Below are 16,114 nucleotides of genomic sequence, written 5' to 3'. Positions count from 1 at the left end.
AAGGAGGAACCGTAATTGAAGTGGAGCGAGTTTTTTGTCACTGGTGAACCGCTTATTTATGCAGCGGATGTCGCGATTGTGTTAACCATTATTGGTATTGTTTTTGTGTTGACGTATTTTAAAAAATGGAAATGGCTTTGGGATGAGTGGTTAACGACGGTAGACCATAAAAAAATTGGGATCATGTATATTATTTGTGCTGTATTAATGTTGTTCCGCGGCGGCGTAGACGCGCTATTAATGCGAGCACAGCTAACGGCACCAAATATGAAATTTCTCGATGCGCAACATTACAACGAAATTTTTACCACGCACGGTACGATTATGATTTTATTTATGGCGATGCCGTTTATTATTGGATTAATGAACGTTGTCGTCCCGCTGCAAATCGGGGCGCGTGATGTCGCGTATCCGTACTTAAATGCGTTAAGCTTCTGGCTCTTTTTCTTCGGGGCGATGCTGTTTAATATTTCGTTTGTCATCGGCGGCTCCCCGGATGCCGGCTGGACGGCATATTTTCCACTTGCTAGCAATGAATTTAGCCCAGGGGTTGGCAACAACTATTATGCAGTCGCCTTGCAAATTTCCGGAATTGGGACGTTGATGACCGGAATTAACTTTTTGGTGACGATTTTAAAAATGCGGGCGCCGGGTATGACGCTTATGCGCATGCCGATGTTTACATGGACGGTTTTAATTACATGTGTCATCATTATTTTCGCGTTTCCAGTGTTAACGGTCGCATTAGCGTTAATGACGTTTGACCGTTTGTTTGACACGCAATTTTTCACGATGGCCAACGGCGGTATGTCCATGCTTTGGGCAAACTTGTTCTGGATTTGGGGCCATCCGGAAGTATATATTGTCATTTTGCCGTCTTTCGGGATTTTTTCGGAAATTGTCAGCACATTTGCCCGCAAACGTCTATTTGGTTATAAAGCAATGGTCGGTTCGATCGTTGGTATCGCCTTTTTAAGCTTTATCGTTTGGGTGCACCACTTCTTTACGATGGGTGCCGGTCCAGCGGTGAACTCGTTTTTCTCGATTACAACGATGGCGATTGCGATTCCGACTGGAGTGAAAGTATTTAACTGGCTGTTTACGCTGCGCAAAGGAAAAATTCGTTTTACGACAGCAATGCTTTGGGCGCTGGCGTTTATCCCGAACTTCGTCATTGGCGGGGTTACTGGCGTTATGCTCGCCATGGCAGCGGCGGACTATCAATACCATAATAGTTATTTCTTAATTGCCCATTTCCATTATGTATTAATTGCTGGTACGGTGTTTGCTTGTTTTGCTGGGCTTCATTATTGGTATCCGAAAATGTTCGGTCATCTATTAAACGAACGTTTAGGAAAATGGACGTTCTGGCTCTTTATGATTGGATTTAATGTTTGCTTCTTCCCGATGTATTTCTTAGGATTAATGGGAATGACGCGACGCATGTACACGTACTCGGCCGGACTTGGCTGGACGCCGTTGAACGTTGTGGCGACGATTGGCGCGGCGCTGATGGGCATTGGCTTTATCGTGCTTTGCTATAACATTTATTACAGCGCGCGTTACGGCGAGCGCGACATGACCGGAGATCCGTGGGACGGTCGCACGCTCGAGTGGGCGACTGCTTCACCGCCAGCGCACTATAACTTCCCAATCACTCCGGAAGTAACGGATTTGGACGCTTATTGGGTTATGAAGAAAAACGGCAACGGGTTGGAAGTAAAAGAAGAACAATTAAAGCCGATTCATATGCCAAGCAACTCAGGCCGCCCGTTCTTGATTTCGATTGCGTTTTTCTTCGCGGGCTTTGGTCTTGTCTTTAAATGGTTTACGTTGGCGATTATCGCTGCGATCTTCATTATTCTCGGTTTAATTCTCCGTTCGTTTGACGATGATGACGGCTATTACATTAGCGTGGACGAAATTAAACGCACGGAGCGTTTGGCACGGAAGGGGGCGTAACGGATGGCAGAAGCAGCTCACCGATATGATGAAACGATGCCGCTCGAGTATCGGACGGAAGAAAGCCGTTTAAATATTTTAGGATTTTGGATTTTCCTTGGCGCCGAGGTCGCGTTGTTTGCGACCTTGTTCGCCACCTATCTTGTTTTATTCCAACGTACGGGAAGCGGCCCGACTGCGAAAGACTTATTTGAGGTAAAAGATGTTTTAATCGAAACGTTGCTTCTATTAACCAGCAGTTTTACATGCGGACTGGCTATTTTTGAAATGCGCCGCAATCGCCTTAGCGGTTTATTAACATGGCTGTTGGTGACGCTCCTTTTAGGTGCAGGGTTTATTACCTTTGAAATTCGCGAATTTATTCATTACGTCCATGAAGGAGCGACGATGCAAACAAGTGCGTTTCTCTCTAGCTTTTTCGTGCTTGTCGGAACGCACGGGGCGCACGTCAGCCTTGGAATTGGCTGGATGATTTTAATTATCATTCAGCTGCTCCAGCGCGGATTTACGCCGCGGACGGCAAGAAAAGTGTTTATCGTCAGCTTGTATTGGCACTTCCTTGACGTCGTATGGATTTTTATCTTTACATTAGTTTATTTGACCGGGATGGTGATCTAGGATGGGTGCAAACAATCACCATGAATCATTTCCTTGGAAACATGTCGTCGGTTTTGTTCTTTCGCTTGTGCTGACGTTCGCTGCGCTTTGGGTCGCGCTATCTTCGGGATTAACGGCGAAAGCGATTATTGGCGTCATCGTCATTTTTGCGATCATTCAAGCAAGCTTGCAGCTATTTATGTTTATGCATATGACGGAAAGCGACAGCGGCAAAATTCAAACGATCAATATGGCGTATGCCTTTTTTATTGCGATAGTGGTTGTTGCCGGTTCGGTTTGGACGATGTCATTTGTGCTGTAATAAAACCCCTGGCTCTTTCCCTGTGAAAGAGCCGGGGTTTTTTTATATTGACGCTGTAAATGACATTATGGTAGGATAAAATAAATCCGATAAAACATATAAGAAAATAGGAAAAATAAATAAATAGCAAATCTTATCAAGAGCGGCAGAGGGAATGGCCCAATGAAGCCCAACAACCGTTGATATCGGTCAGAAAGGCGCTGGTTGGAGCAGGTTGGTTCTGGAAGATAAGATGAAGCGCAACACTTCTTCTTATCGAAGAAGCTTTTTTTATTATAGGGGAGGAGAGGAACAAGATGAGATATGGGTTTTGGCTGCCGATTTTCGGAGGATGGCTGCGCAACGTTGAGGATGAAAACATGCCGGCGACGTTTGAATATGCGAAAACGGTAGCGCAAAAAGGGGAGCAATGGGGATATAGCACAACATTAGTCGCGGAGCTGTATTTAAATGATATAAAAGGGCCGGAGAAGGATTCGCTGGAAGCATGGTCGACGGCGGCGGCACTGGCGGCGGTGACAGAAAAATTGGAAATTATGACGGCAGTCCGTCCCGGTTTTCATTATCCAGCCGTTACGGCGAAAATGGCGGCCAATATTGACCACATTAGCAACGGCCGCTTTACACTGAACGTTGTATCGGCATGGTGGGAGGAAGAAGCGCGTCAATATGGCGGCATTTTTACCGAACATGATGAGCGCTATGATCGCACGGAAGAATTCGTTCAAGTGTTAAAAGGAATGTGGACGAACGATGTATTTCATTTCCGGGGAAAATTTTATGAAGTAAATGGAGCCCATTTAGCGCCGAAACCGGTGCAAAAGCCGCATCCGATTTTATACGCCGGCGGCGAGAGCGAACGGGGAAAACAAGCGATTGTTAAGCATTGCGATGCATATGTGATGCATGGCGGAACAGTAGAAGAAATCGCCCGCAAAGTTGCCGACATGAAGCAGCGCCGCGAACAGGCAGGAAAAGAGCCGTTTCGCTCGTTTGGCATGGCAGCGTTTGTCATTTGCCGCGACAGCGAGGAGGAGGCGCAGGCGGAATTAAAGCGCATTACCGACGTCAAATTATCTAGCGGCTATGCAGGATATCATGATTTCGTCAACAAATCCCAGCTCGAACTGCAATTGAAATTGCAAGACTATTCTGTATCCAACAGAGGATTGCGTCCAAATCTAATTGGTACACCGGAACAAATCGCTGACCGCATTTTAGCATATGAAAATGCAGGGGTAGATTTATTGCTATTGCAATTTTCACCTCAGCTAGAGGAAATGGAGAGATTCGCCAAACAGGTGATGCCGCTTGTCGAGGAACGCCGGAATCGGCTTGCGACGAAAGGGGAAAAGTAAGATGAGCAAAATTTACATTATTCATGAAAATAGCGAATGGACTGTGCATCTAACGCGGCGGTTGGACGAACTTGGTCTGCCTTATGAAGAATGGTTTTTAGACAAAGGGACGGTCGATTTATCGGCGACGCCTCCGGAAGGAGTGTTTTACAGCCGAATGAGCGCCTCCTCTCATACGCGGGCGCATCGTTTTGCCCCGGAACTCACGGAAGCGGTGCTTGCCTGGCTCGAGCGCCATGGGCGCCGGGTGCTCAACGGAAGCCGGGCGCTCCGTTTAGAAGTAAGCAAAGTAAATCAATATATGGCATTAAATGCGCATGGAATCCGCACGCCGAAAACGATTGCCGCCGTCGGCAAGGAACAAATCGTGGAAGCAGCAAAACAGCTTGGCGCGCCGTCGTTTATTACGAAACATAACCGCGCTGGCAAAGGGCTTGGCGTGCAATTGTTCCATTCCATTGAAACGCTTTGGCAATATCTCGAAAGCCCTGCTTTTGAAGATTCAGTCGACGGCATTACACTGGTGCAAGAATATATTCAAGCGCCGGAGCCGTTCATCACCCGTTGTGAATTTGTCGGCGGCAAATTTATGTACGCCGTGCGCGTAGACACATCGGAAGGGTTTGAGCTTTGTCCTGCGGATGCTTGCCAAATCGGCGATTTATTCTGTCCGGTCGGCGAAACGGCAACGCGTCCAAAATTTGAAATTATCGACGGTTTTTCCGATCCGATACTCGAGAAATACGAGCAGTTTTTGCGCGCCAATGATATTCATATTGCCGGCATCGAGTTTATCCGTGATTCCAATGGCACGATTTTTACGTACGATGTCAACACCAATACAAACTACAACTCGGAGGCGGAAGCGCGTGCCGGCAAGTTTGGCATGTTAGAAGTGGCCAAGTTTTTAGGCGAGGAATTAAAGCGGCTTCAAGCCGCTTCGGTATAAAGATAAATATAGCCCTGGTTTCCAGCCTTTTGTAGGCACAAAAACCAGGGCTATGTGTTTGCGGATGGAAGCAGCATACCAGCGCTTTTTGCTGTTGTGGTCCATAAAAAGCTTGCCGCTTCGCTTGCTGCGGCAAGGCAATAAGGCAAATGCGAGGCTACAGCACTTTCGATAAAAATGATTTTGTCCGTTCATGTTTCGGATGGTCAAAAATTTCGCTCGGCGTGCCTTCTTCGACGATGTAGCCGCCGTCCATGAACAGGACGCGGTCGCCGACTTCGCGGGCAAAGCCCATTTCGTGCGTGACAACGACCATGGTCATGCCTTCGTTTGCGAGCTGTTTCATGACCGCCAGCACTTCCCCGACCATTTCCGGGTCTAAGGCGGACGTCGGCTCGTCAAACAGCATCACTTTCGGTTCCATCGCCAGCGCCCGGGCGATTGCGACGCGCTGCGCCTGTCCGCCCGATAAAGAGTCCGGGTAGGCGTTTGCCTTTTCTTGCAGCCCGACTTTTTGGAGCAGCTCCATTGCTTTTGCTTCTGCTTTTTCGCGCGGCCATTTCCGCACTTTTATTGGAGCGAGCGTGATGTTATCCAGCACGGTCATATGCGGGAATAAGTTAAAGCGCTGGAACACCATCCCGACTTCTTCGCGCACTTTGTTAATGTTTGTCTGCTTTTCTTTTATGTTGATTCCGTCAATGATAATTTCTCCTTCATCGAAGTCTTCTAAAAGGTTTAAGCAGCGCAAAAAGGTCGATTTTCCGGAACCGGACGGGCCGATGACAACGACGACTTCCCGTTCGCGGATATGGGCATTAATTCCTTTCAATACTTCTAGGTTGCCAAATGATTTTTTTAAATTGCTTACTTTAATCATTGATTTGAATACTTCCTTTCCAAATAATGTAGTAGTTTACTGAGGGAAAGGGTTAAAAGCAAATAAATAAACGCCACGGTTAAATATGGCTCCCAAACGCGGTAGTACTCTCCTGCAGCTGCTTTTCCCCAATACATAAGTTCTGGGGCGGCAATGACAAGACCGAGGGACGAGTCTTTAATTAAAACGATAAACTCATTTCCAAACGGCGGAATCATCCGTTTTAACGCTTGCGGCAAAATAATGTAGCGCATCGCCTGTGCATGCGTCATTCCGAGCGAGCGGGCCGCTTCCATTTGTCCTTTGTCAATCGATTGAATGCCGGCGCGGAAAATTTCTGCGACATACGCTGCCGAGTTTAAGGACAGCGATACGATCAGCGAGACGGTCGCGCTTGGCTGGGCAAAAAACAGCGGCATAACCCCAAAGTGTACAAGCAGCATTTGTACTAATAAAGGAGTTCCCCGGAAAAAGTTAATATACCATTCAAACGGGAGACGGATGAGCCGTTTCGTCGACATTTTGCCAAGGCCGATCATAAGACCGAGAATCAAGCCAGCAATGATGGCGGCGATCGAAACCCCAATAGTTAATAACACCCCTCTTAGGAAAAACGGGGCGTATTCCTGAATAATATCAAAACGAAAATCCATTAGCCCTCACCTTTCTATAAAAAATGCGTAACTAAAATAAAGTAGTTACGCATTTTCCGATGTTTGCGCGGTTATTGTTGTTTTAATAACTTATCGAGATTTGGCTCTGTTCCGAACCATTTTTTATAAATTTCAGCATATTTGCCGCTTTTCATCACTTTTTTCAACGCTTCATCCACTTTCGCTTTCAAGTCGCTTCCTTTCGGAAACATCATGCCGTAAAACTCCGACTCAAAGTGTTTCGAATCTGGAATGACTTTAATTTTTTTGTTTGGATTGTTTTTTACATATTCGTTTGCCACTGCGTTATCAGTCACGACTGCATCGACGCCGCCATTTAATAATTCCATAATTGCGACAACCGTCGTTTCAAATTTTTTAATGTTTTTATTGCCTTTGCCTAGCAATTTCTCTACTGCTTCCTGCCCGGTTGTCGCGTTTTGGACGCCGATCGTTTTTCCTTTTAAGTCAAGCGCGTTTTTGATTGGGCTATTTTCTTTCACCATAATCATCTGGGTGGCTTCAAAGTAAGGAATGGAGAAATCGTATGTTTGTTTCCGCTTATCATTGATCGTGATGCCGGAGATTGCCATGTCGATTTCTTTGCTTTGCAATGCGGCAAAGAGCGGATCCCAGCCGATATTTTTCAGTTCATATTCAATGCCTGCTTCTTTCATTACCGCATCTAGCAAATCGACGTCAAAACCGACGATTTTTCCTTTATCCATATACTCAAACGGTGCAAACGCAGCGTCTGTCCCGACGATCACTTTTTTCTTTGCTTCTCCTGAGGAAGAAGAACTCGTTTCCGTTGATTTTCCACATGCAGCCAACGCTGTAAGCAATGCAATCACTACAGCGATAATTGCCCCTTTTTTGACCATGATAAAAAAGTCCCCCTTTGTGCAATTGATGATAGACGCTTTCATACTATCAATATTTTTACGTTTATGCAATACTATTTATAAAAATAATTATTTGAATATTTTGGTGTTTTATATTATGTAGATAAACACCTTTATTTACCTATTTTATTTAGTTGAATTTCAATTTATAATATTCTTTAAATAAATGAATATTCATTTTTATAAAATAATGTAGTAGAAACGGCTTGGTTTATTTTTATATTATAAATTAAATGAATATTCGTTTTGTTTTTTGAAAAATCTATAGTTATATTTATGTTTTAAACAATTGGAAAATTATGATTATTATTGTAAAAATAATATTCTTCCGTTATGATGATAGTGAAGGACAACAAAGGAAGGAGAGGCTACTTTGGCTATCATTTCTGTTGCAATTTATATGATTGGAATGTTGCTGATTGGGTATTGGGCGTATAAACGGACATCTAACCTTTCCGATTATATGCTGGGGGGAAGAACGTTAGGCCCGGCTGTTACGGCGCTGAGCGCAGGAGCTTCCGATATGAGCGGCTGGTTGTTGATGGGGCTGCCGGGAGCGATGTATGCGCAAGGGCTAAGCGCAGCCTGGATTGTGATCGGGCTTACGCTTGGAGCGTACGCCAACTGGCTGTATGTGGCGCCGCGTTTGCGTGTGTATACGGAAGTGGCGAATGATTCCATCACGATTCCGGAGTTTTTGGAAAACCGCTTCGGTGATACATCCAAGCTGCTTCGTTTGATTTCCGGCCTTGTGATTATGATTTTCTTTACTTTTTATGTATCTTCCGGTCTTGTATCTGGAGCTGTTTTATTTCAAAACTCGTTTGGCATGACGTATCATGCGGGATTGTGGATCGTTGCCGGCGTTGTTGTGGCGTATACGCTGTTTGGCGGATTTTTAGCGGTCAGCTGGACGGACTTCGTCCAAGGAACGATTATGTTTATTGCTCTTATTCTTGTCCCGGTTGTAACGCTTTTCCATACGGGCGGTGCCGCTGATACGCTTACTACGATTAAAAACGTTGACCCTAATTTGCTCGATTTATGGAAAGGAACAAGCTTCCTCGGCATTATTTCGCTGTTTGCTTGGGGCCTCGGCTATTTTGGACAGCCGCACATTATCGTCCGCTTTATGGCGATTTCGTCGGTCAAGGAAATGAAAAGCGCCCGCCGCATCGGAATGGGGTGGATGATTTTCTCCGTTGTCGGAGCGATGTTGACAGGATTTTTTGGAATCGCTTACTTTTTCGAGCACGGCTCGAAGCTTAGCGATCCGGAAACTGTCTTTATCAGGCTCGGGGAAATTTTATTCCATCCGCTGATCACGGGATTCTTGCTGGCGGCGATTTTAGCAGCCATTATGAGCACGATTTCTTCGCAGCTTCTGGTGACGTCCAGTTCGCTGACGGAGGATTTATATAAAATATTATTCCGCCGTTCTGCTTCCGATAAGGAGCTAGTATTGGTCGGCCGCCTGTCTGTATTGCTTGTCGCATTGGTAGCTTCTGCGCTCGCATACACGAAAAACGATACGATTTTAAACTTGGTCGGCTATGCGTGGGCAGGCTTTGGCGCTTCGTTTGGTCCTGTTATTTTGTTAAGCCTATTCTGGCGGCGCATGACGAAATGGGGGGCGTTTGCCGGCATGGTCGCAGGCGCTATGACCGTTATTCTCTGGACGCAATCAGCATATTTAAAAAGCTTGCTTTATGAAATGATTCCAGGCTTCGCAGCGAGCTTGGCGGCGATTGTTATCGTCAGCTTGTTAACGAAGGAACCGCAAGAAAAAATTGTTGAACAGTTTGACCGTTTCAAAGCATCGTTATAGGAAAAAAAAACCGGACGCGTTATCGTGTCCGGGTTTTTCCGTTTAAATCGGCGGCAATTCCACTTCCGTTTTTGTGAATGCTTGTAATTTGTACGTATTGATCGGTTTGTCCCTTTCCCTTATTTCCAGTCTGGGTACAAGTCGGTGCGGCGGTCGCGCCATGTCGTCACCGAACCTTTTTCCCGCACTTTATACAACAGCGACAAGTCGAGGTCGGCGGTGACAATCATGTCGTCGTTGATTTCCCCTTCGACTAAAATGCCGCGCGGCGGGAACGGAATGTCGTTTGGCGTAATGACCGCAGCTTGGCCGAAGTTGGCGCGCATAAAATCGACGGTTGGCAGCGAGCCGACCGTGCCTGTCGTGACGACATACACTTGGTTTTCGACGGCGCGCGCGTGGCAGCAATACCGGACGCGATGGAACCCATGGCGGTCATCGGTGCACGACGGACAAAAGATGACGTCCGCCCCTTTGGCGCGCACGATGCGGACGATTTCCGGAAACTCAATATCATAGCACGTCAACAGCGCGATTGTTCCTTTTTCCGTTTCGAACACATTGACGCTTTCTCCCGGAGCAATGCCCCATTCCTTTACTTCCGTCGGGGTAATGTGCAGCTTGGCTTGCTGGTGGATTTGCCCGTCGGGGGTAAATAAATGCGCGACATTGTACAATTTTTTGTCTTTGCGAATGACATGTGTGCCGCCGATTAGGTACATGCCGGTTTCTTTCGCCAGTGAAGTAAATAGTTCGTAATACGGTTCTGTATAATTTGGCAAGTCATCGATCGTTGGCGTTTTGCCTGTATTGGATGGAATGGACAAAAGCTGTGTCGTCATAAATTCCGGGAACAAAACAAACTCCGCTTCAAATTCTTGCGCCGTTTTCACGTAATGGGTCACTTGATCGGCAAATTGCTGGAACGAACTGATCGTATGCAAATGATATTGTACAGCAGATACCCGCAATCGTATCACACATCCTTCTTTTGTAATTTTTTGTCTTTATATTATCACGTTTGTTTTTTTGTATAAAGCAAAAGGGAGGCAGGAGAGGTTTCCTCCTGCCTTATTGTTGATGATAGCGGCGATATGCGGCATGGTTCGTTGGACCGACGTATTGGTTGAGCGGGAAGGAGTGGCGGATGGCTTCGGTAATAAATATTTTCGCCGTGGCAATCGCTTCCCTTACCGGTTTGCCTTTGGCGAGCTCGGCCGTGATGGCCGCCGAGAACGTGCAGCCTGCTCCGTGTGTATACGTTGTTTCGATGCGGTCAGATTCCAATAGTTCGAACGTTTTTCCATCGTATAGGACATCAACCGCCTTTTCATGCGGAATTTTGCGTCCGCCTTTGACGATGACGTATTTAGCGCCAAGCTCATGAATTCGGCCTGCCGCTTCTTTCATATCTTCCACCGTTTCGATGCGGCGAAGTCCGCTTAACTGAGCTGCTTCAAACAAGTTTGGCGTGACGACCGTCGCTTTTGGAACGAGCACTTCGCGGTAGCAAACCGTGTTTTCCGGATGGAGCGGCTCGTCTGCTCCTTTGCACACCATCACAGGGTCAATGACGACATTCGTTAATTGATGTTTTTCAATCGTTTTTGCCGCGAGTTCAATAATATCGGTCGTCGGCAGCATCCCCGTTTTCATCGCGTCAACCCCAACGCCGACGATGATCGTTTCAAGCTGTGCTTCAATGGTTGCGAGATCGATCGGAAACACTTGATGAAACCAATGGTTATGCGGATCCATTGCGACGATTGTTGTAATCGCGGTCATTCCGTATACGCCAAGCTCTTGAAACGTTTTTAAATCTGCCTGCAGACCGGCGCCGCCGCTGCTGTCAGAGCCGGCGATTGTCAGTGCTTTAGGCATTGCCATGACGTATTCCTCCTTTGTGTGGTATCAGTGATTATGTATTATTTAATCATAGCACAAATCATTTCGATAAGATAGAGAAGTGATTGGGTATATAAAGAAACCGGCACTGCGGAAAGCGGGCAGCACCGGTATGATCGATTAGTTTGCAGCTAGTTGTTTTCCTAACGCTTCTTCTACTGGGACATAGTTATAGCCAAGGTCGCGGGCGACTGCTTCATACGTAATTTCGCCATTAGCGACGTTGACGCCAAGTTTGAGTGCGTGGTTGTCGGCGATCGCTTGGTGAACGCCTTTATTGGCGATTTGCAGCGCATACGGAAGCGTTACGTTCGTTAGGGCAAGCGTCGATGTTCTTGGAACCGCTCCCGGCATGTTGGCGACAGCGTAGTGAACGACGCCGTGCTTCACATATGTCGGGTTGTCGTGCGTGGTGACGTGGTCGCTCGTTTCCACGATCCCGCCTTGGTCAATCGCGACATCGACGATGACAGAGCCTGGCTTCATTGCTTTTACCATGTCTTCCGTGACGAGTTTTGGTGCTTTCGCGCCAGGGATTAACACAGCGCCGATGACAAGGTCGGCCTCTGCGACTGCTTGGGCGATGTTCATTGGATTGGACATTAGCGTCGTAATTTGGTGGCCGAAAATGTCGTCTAGTTCGCGGAGACGATCGGCGTTTAAATCAATAATTGTGACATCCGCGCCAAGCCCGACAGCGACTTTGGCTGCGTTCGTTCCGACGACACCGCCGCCGATGATCGTCACTTTGCCGCGGCCTACTCCCGGCACGCCGCCCAGGAGAATTCCTTTTCCGCCGTAAGGCTTTTCTAAAAATTGCGCGCCGATTTGCGCTGCCATCCGCCCTGCGACTTCGCTCATCGGTGTAAGCAGCGGAAGCGTGCGCCCGACTTGCACCGTTTCATAGGCGATGGCAATGACGCCTTTTTCTTTAAGGGCGCGCGTCAATTCCGGTTCAGCGGCAAGGTGCAAGTAGGTGAATAAGATCAACCCCGGACGGAAATAGCCATATTCGCTTGGCAGCGGCTCTTTTACTTTCATCACCATATCCGCTTTTGTCCATACGTCTTGCGCTTGTTCGATAATTTGCGCTCCGGCGCTTGCGTAATCCTCATTGGTGAAACCGCTTCCAATTCCTGCATCTTTTTCAATCAGCACGGTATGTCCTGCCTGAACAAATGACATGACACCTGCTGGTGTAATAGCGACACGATTTTCGTTATTTTTTATTTCCTTTGGTACCCCAATAATCATCAGCAAAATCCTCCTCTATAAATTGACCTTAATTATAGTATAAATGGTTGCTTCCATTTTGGCTTTGTTAGGAAAAAAGAAAGAAGCGCCATCCTTTTGTGGATTTCCACAAAGTTAATGGAGCGCTTCATATTTGGCCAATTTAATATCAATATACAATTTTACTTTTTGATTCATATCATGTAAGTCCATTTCAGCGATCTCGGCGATGCGTTTCAGCCGGTAGGACAGAGTGTTCGGGTGAATGTTCAGGGCTTTTGCTGTTTCATTGACATTGCTGTCGTGGTCGAAAAAGACTTCAAACGTTTTCACTAAATCGCTATGATGCTTTTGATCATAAGCCTGCAATTTGGTTAAGGATGGATTGATGAACTCCCCTTGCCGCTTTTTTTTCAACAATAAATCAAAAAATTGATAAATGCCAAGTTGTTGATATCCATAAATAGAGCAAATTTGTTCCGGAAATTTTTCTTTCATTTTCAACACGGTCAACGCTTCTTGATAGCTTTTTTCAATGGACGTGTATGTTTCATAGATGCTGCCGAAGCCGCTTTGGACACTGTTGATATGAAAACGCTCTTTCATTTTGAGTGCGAATGATTCGATAAACATGTGCAATTCTTTTAACGGCTGATTCATTGATTTCGGAGCGGCTAACAAGATGACATCATTGCGGTCGGTTGTATAGAGAAGAAGCTGGATTTGCTGGGTCGTTTGCAGCAAGTACGAAATTTGCTTTTCAATTTCCCGTGTTATTTCGGTGGCAAAGCGGAAAACGATGACGGAAAATAACGGAGCAGCCGGGATTTGCATCGTCGCAAAGCTTTCTTTAATTTCCTCCTCTGTCGTCATGTGCCCGGTCAGCAGCTTCCAAAACAATTCTTGCACCCGCTCTTCTTTTTTATTTTTGCGCATATACAGCTGCAATACTTTGTTTTTCGCGGCTTTGGCTGCTTTTTTTAGCAGTTCCATATCCTCTTTCGATAACGTGCGGTCGGTTTCGAGCGCCCAAATAAAGCCGATCACTTCATCGTTTTTCCAAATCGAGACGGCAACGCGGCTGCCAAGGCCGACTTCGGAAATGGCAGCGACACGGACAGGCTCGCGGCTCCTTAGCAGCGCCGGAATCGCTCCTTGTTTCCATAAACTATTAATTACCTTTTCCGGCACGCGCCGGCTGATAATTGTCGCCGTCCGCGCCGGATCGGTATAGTCGTCGTGGGCGCTGTAGGCGATCAGCCGATGGTTCGCATCTTCAATCGTAATCGGGCATTGCAAAAGTTCGCTAATATGGTCGGCAAACTCTTCTAGGCTGTCAAAATTGCCGCGAAAAGGGTCATCGTAATGAGACATATCGTTTCCTCCATGCGAAATAGTGTATTTCTATTCTACCATGAAACGATTTTTTCGATGATACATGTTGCTTTATGCATAGGAATTGCAGCACGATATATCGAATAACCAAATGAAGAAATGATGTATGATTGCATCCAGCCTTTGGAGAAATGTTTTCATAGGTGGCGAATAGAAGTGAAACAGTTAGAGATTGCGGTCATTCCCGGAGATGGAATCGGCAAGGAAGTCGTGCCCGCCGCTTTAGACGTATTGCGGACGATCGCCGATGTACACGGGGGGGCTGCGCTTCACCTTTACCGAATTTCCATGGAATTGTGAGTATTACATGGAGCACGGAAAAATGATGCCGGATGACGGGCTGCAGATTTGGACGGCGAAAATGATGCTCGATCATTTCGGAGAAGAGGAAATGGGCAATGTACTGTTAAAGACGATCGAAGACGTGGCCGCGGACGGCGTGAAAACGCCTGATATCGGCGGCAAGGCGACAACGCGGGAAGTAACGGAGGAAATTTGCCGCCGCTTAAAACAACTAGCATAGCGCATGGTTTTGAAAGGATAGGCATTTTTCTTTGACAAATGCGCCGCTTCTAGCTACTCTGAATATGAAAAAGCCGGTATGCAGGGATGGTAACTGCGCATGCAGGCAAGATCTAAGACGGGCACTGCCGTAGGGTTTCCCGTCTTTTTTGTGCGGTTATATTAAAGAGTAGAAGAGCAAGAATAAGAAAGGGATGAACACGATGTTTAAAAAATGGTTTGGCAAAAAAGAAAAACGGACACATGAAGACGTTGTTGCTCCATTGACAGGAACAATAAAACCGCTGGAAGAGGTTCCGGATCCGGTTTTTGCGCAAAAAATGATGGGCGACGGCATCGCGATTGAGCCGACAGGCGGGGAAGTCGTGGCGCCGGTGGACGGCGAAGTCGTGCAAGTATTCCCGACAAAGCATGCTGTCGGATTGCGTTCCGAAGCGGGCGTTGAGCTGTTGATTCATGTCGGGTTAGAAACGGTTTCCATGAACGGTGAAGGTTTTACGGCGCACGTCAAGGCGGGGGACCGTGTGAAAAAAGGCCAGCGCTTATTAACGGTCGATTTCGGGCTTGTCCAACAAAAAGCGAAAAGCACGATCACCCCGATCATTGTGACGAACGGTGATGTAGTGGCAAGTTTAGAAAAAACATCGGAAACAACGGCGGTAAAAGGGGAAACGGTTCTTTTCCGTATAGAGACGAAAGCATAATACCATGCTGATCGGGCGGGGGATGGCATGATGGCATTAAGAATCCACAAAATTTTAAATAACAATGCGGTCGTCGTGTTGGATGACGGAAAAGAAAAAATTGTTATGGGTGCGGGCATCGGGTTTCAAAAGCGAAAAAATGACATTATCCCCCCGGCAAAAATTGAGAAAATTTTCGTTATGGAAGAGGAGAACGAAAAGTTTCAACAATTATTGCGGACATTGCCGGAAGAGCATATCGAGATTGCGGAAGAGATCATCAGTTATGCAGAAGGAAAGTTGCAAGCGCCATTAAACAATCATATTCATATCGCGTTAACCGACCACTTGTCATTTGCTATTGAACGGCTCAAGCAGGGGTATCGCATCCAAAATAAATTGCTTAATGAAATTAAAGTGCTATACAAAACGGAGTATGAAATTGGGTTATGGGCCAAACAATTGATTCAAGAACGGCTCGGCATTGAAATTCCAGACGATGAAGCGGCGCATATCGCCCTTCACATTCATACGGCGAAAATGGATGCCGCCAGCATGAACAAAACGCTGCGGCAAACGACGCTCATTCGTGAAATGATTGACATTATACAGGCAGAGTTGGACATTCCCATTGACGAAGATAGTATTTCCTACCAGCGGCTGCTTACGCATTTGCGGTTTGCGATCAATCGGATAGAAAACGGAGAGCTTCTGCACTCGATGGATGAAGAGATGCTGGCGCTCATTCAAACAAAGTATGGGAAAGAATTCGCCTGCGCGCAGAAGATGGCGGAGCACGCAAAAGGCGAATATGGCCTAGAGTTTCCAGACGCGGAGCTGGCTTATATTGCCCTTCACATTCAACGTTTACGAAAGCGTTGACAAACTGGGAGAAACGAATTACAATGCAGATAAGAAAACA

The 16,114-nt window shown here is 46.5% G+C and carries 15 protein-coding genes, 1 pseudogene and 1 riboswitch; of the genes and pseudogenes, 9 read left to right on the top strand and 7 right to left on the bottom strand.

Annotated features, from left to right (window positions below; translation table 11 throughout):
* Positions 1-15 precede the first annotated feature (15 nt).
* From qoxB to GCA01S_RS02155, 5 genes are all read left to right on the top strand, one after another.
* Complete coding sequence (gene qoxB / locus GCA01S_RS02175; protein ID WP_017436970.1) at positions 16-1,962, top strand: cytochrome aa3 quinol oxidase subunit I; 1,947 nt, start codon at positions 16-18, stop codon at positions 1,960-1,962.
* 3 nt (positions 1,963-1,965) lie between these two features.
* On the top strand, positions 1,966-2,580 hold the full coding sequence (gene qoxC, locus GCA01S_RS02170; RefSeq protein WP_017436969.1) for a cytochrome aa3 quinol oxidase subunit III: 615 nt from the start codon (positions 1,966-1,968) through the stop codon (positions 2,578-2,580).
* 1 nt (position 2,581) lies between these two features.
* Entirely contained in the window at positions 2,582-2,881 is a 300-nt protein-coding gene (qoxD, locus tag GCA01S_RS02165) for a cytochrome aa3 quinol oxidase subunit IV (protein WP_042406937.1), read from the top strand.
* Positions 2,882-3,011: 130 nt separating this feature from the next.
* Positions 3,012-3,115: riboswitch (SAM riboswitch) on the top strand.
* A 62-nt stretch (positions 3,116-3,177) separates the two neighbouring features.
* On the top strand, positions 3,178-4,239 hold the full coding sequence (locus GCA01S_RS02160; RefSeq protein WP_042406935.1) for an LLM class flavin-dependent oxidoreductase: 1,062 nt from the start codon (positions 3,178-3,180) through the stop codon (positions 4,237-4,239).
* 1 nt (position 4,240) lies between these two features.
* A complete protein-coding gene (locus GCA01S_RS02155; protein ID WP_042406932.1) occupies positions 4,241-5,188 on the top strand; it encodes an ATP-grasp domain-containing protein in 948 nt (315 codons plus the stop codon).
* Positions 5,189-5,345: 157 nt separating this feature from the next.
* Here GCA01S_RS02155 and GCA01S_RS02150 read toward each other — a convergent pair whose 3' ends face one another.
* The 3 genes from GCA01S_RS02150 to GCA01S_RS02140 all read right to left on the bottom strand — a co-directional run bounded on the left by GCA01S_RS02150 (position 5,346) and on the right by GCA01S_RS02140 (position 7,605).
* Complete coding sequence (locus GCA01S_RS02150) at positions 5,346-6,068, bottom strand: amino acid ABC transporter ATP-binding protein (RefSeq protein ID WP_042406930.1); 723 nt, start codon at positions 6,066-6,068, stop codon at positions 5,346-5,348.
* The gene (locus tag GCA01S_RS02145; protein WP_017436964.1) at positions 6,065-6,721 is read right to left on the bottom strand and encodes an amino acid ABC transporter permease; all 657 of its coding nucleotides are present in this window, start codon (positions 6,719-6,721) and stop codon (positions 6,065-6,067) included. The genes GCA01S_RS02150 and GCA01S_RS02145 overlap by 4 nt, the downstream gene beginning before the upstream one ends.
* A gap of 71 nt (positions 6,722-6,792) precedes the next feature.
* On the bottom strand, positions 6,793-7,605 hold the full coding sequence (locus GCA01S_RS02140; protein ID WP_042406927.1) for a basic amino acid ABC transporter substrate-binding protein: 813 nt from the start codon (positions 7,603-7,605) through the stop codon (positions 6,793-6,795).
* Between the two features lie 394 nt (positions 7,606-7,999).
* Between GCA01S_RS02140 and putP the strand changes: the two genes are divergently transcribed.
* Complete coding sequence (putP, locus tag GCA01S_RS02135) at positions 8,000-9,454, top strand: sodium/proline symporter PutP (RefSeq protein ID WP_042406924.1); 1,455 nt, start codon at positions 8,000-8,002, stop codon at positions 9,452-9,454.
* Between the two features lie 119 nt (positions 9,455-9,573).
* Here putP and GCA01S_RS02130 read toward each other — a convergent pair whose 3' ends face one another.
* The 4 genes from GCA01S_RS02130 to GCA01S_RS02115 form a co-directional block, all read right to left on the bottom strand.
* Positions 9,574-10,431 carry a carbon-nitrogen hydrolase family protein gene (locus GCA01S_RS02130; RefSeq protein WP_071997928.1) on the bottom strand — a complete coding sequence of 286 codons (858 nt, stop codon included), beginning with the start codon at positions 10,429-10,431 and terminating at the stop codon, positions 9,574-9,576.
* 94 nt (positions 10,432-10,525) lie between these two features.
* Positions 10,526-11,341 carry a pyridoxine/pyridoxal/pyridoxamine kinase gene (pdxK, locus tag GCA01S_RS02125; protein WP_017436960.1) on the bottom strand — a complete coding sequence of 272 codons (816 nt, stop codon included), beginning with the start codon at positions 11,339-11,341 and terminating at the stop codon, positions 10,526-10,528.
* A 138-nt stretch (positions 11,342-11,479) separates the two neighbouring features.
* Positions 11,480-12,613, bottom strand: a complete 1,134-nt coding sequence (gene ald, locus GCA01S_RS02120) for an alanine dehydrogenase (protein ID WP_042406915.1) — start codon at positions 12,611-12,613, stop codon at positions 11,480-11,482.
* 114 nt (positions 12,614-12,727) lie between these two features.
* The gene (locus GCA01S_RS02115; protein WP_042406913.1) at positions 12,728-13,966 is read right to left on the bottom strand and encodes a PucR family transcriptional regulator; all 1,239 of its coding nucleotides are present in this window, start codon (positions 13,964-13,966) and stop codon (positions 12,728-12,730) included.
* 177 nt (positions 13,967-14,143) lie between these two features.
* On the opposite strand from GCA01S_RS02115, the pseudogene GCA01S_RS21435 reads away from it, so the two are divergent.
* From GCA01S_RS21435 to GCA01S_RS02100, 3 genes and pseudogenes are all read left to right on the top strand, one after another.
* Positions 14,144-14,336, top strand: a pseudogene (locus tag GCA01S_RS21435) (isocitrate/isopropylmalate family dehydrogenase); the annotation flags it as partial.
* 376 nt (positions 14,337-14,712) lie between these two features.
* Entirely contained in the window at positions 14,713-15,213 is a 501-nt protein-coding gene (locus GCA01S_RS02105) for a PTS sugar transporter subunit IIA (protein ID WP_017436957.1), read from the top strand.
* Positions 15,214-15,243: 30 nt separating this feature from the next.
* Positions 15,244-16,074 (top strand): PRD domain-containing protein, encoded by an 831-nt coding sequence (locus GCA01S_RS02100; RefSeq protein WP_042406908.1) that lies wholly within the window; start codon positions 15,244-15,246, stop codon positions 16,072-16,074.
* Positions 16,075-16,114: the final 40 nt, after the last annotated feature.

This window comes from Parageobacillus caldoxylosilyticus NBRC 107762, from assembly GCF_000632715.1.
GTDB classification, from domain to species: Bacteria; Bacillota; Bacilli; order Bacillales; family Anoxybacillaceae; genus Saccharococcus; species Saccharococcus caldoxylosilyticus.
Note: the sequence above shows the minus strand (reverse complement) of the source record. Positions and strands in the feature narration are given on the sequence as shown.

Coding starts and splice junctions, on each gene's coding strand:
- qoxC (WP_017436969.1), top strand. CDS start 1,966: ATGGCAGAAGCAGCTCACCGATATGATGAAACGATGCCGCTCGAGTAT.
- qoxD (WP_042406937.1), top strand. CDS start 2,582: ATGGGTGCAAACAATCACCATGAATCATTTCCTTGGAAACATGTCGTC.
- GCA01S_RS02160 (WP_042406935.1), top strand. CDS start 3,178: ATGAGATATGGGTTTTGGCTGCCGATTTTCGGAGGATGGCTGCGCAAC.
- GCA01S_RS02155 (WP_042406932.1), top strand. CDS start 4,241: ATGAGCAAAATTTACATTATTCATGAAAATAGCGAATGGACTGTGCAT.
- GCA01S_RS02150 (WP_042406930.1), bottom strand. CDS start 6,068: ATGATTAAAGTAAGCAATTTAAAAAAATCATTTGGCAACCTAGAAGTA.
- GCA01S_RS02145 (WP_017436964.1), bottom strand. CDS start 6,721: ATGGATTTTCGTTTTGATATTATTCAGGAATACGCCCCGTTTTTCCTA.
- GCA01S_RS02140 (WP_042406927.1), bottom strand. CDS start 7,605: ATGGTCAAAAAAGGGGCAATTATCGCTGTAGTGATTGCATTGCTTACA.
- pdxK (WP_017436960.1), bottom strand. CDS start 11,341: ATGGCAATGCCTAAAGCACTGACAATCGCCGGCTCTGACAGCAGCGGC.
- ald (WP_042406915.1), bottom strand. CDS start 12,613: ATGATTATTGGGGTACCAAAGGAAATAAAAAATAACGAAAATCGTGTC.
- GCA01S_RS02115 (WP_042406913.1), bottom strand. CDS start 13,966: ATGTCTCATTACGATGACCCTTTTCGCGGCAATTTTGACAGCCTAGAA.
- GCA01S_RS02105 (WP_017436957.1), top strand. CDS start 14,713: ATGTTTAAAAAATGGTTTGGCAAAAAAGAAAAACGGACACATGAAGAC.
- GCA01S_RS02100 (WP_042406908.1), top strand. CDS start 15,244: ATGGCATTAAGAATCCACAAAATTTTAAATAACAATGCGGTCGTCGTG.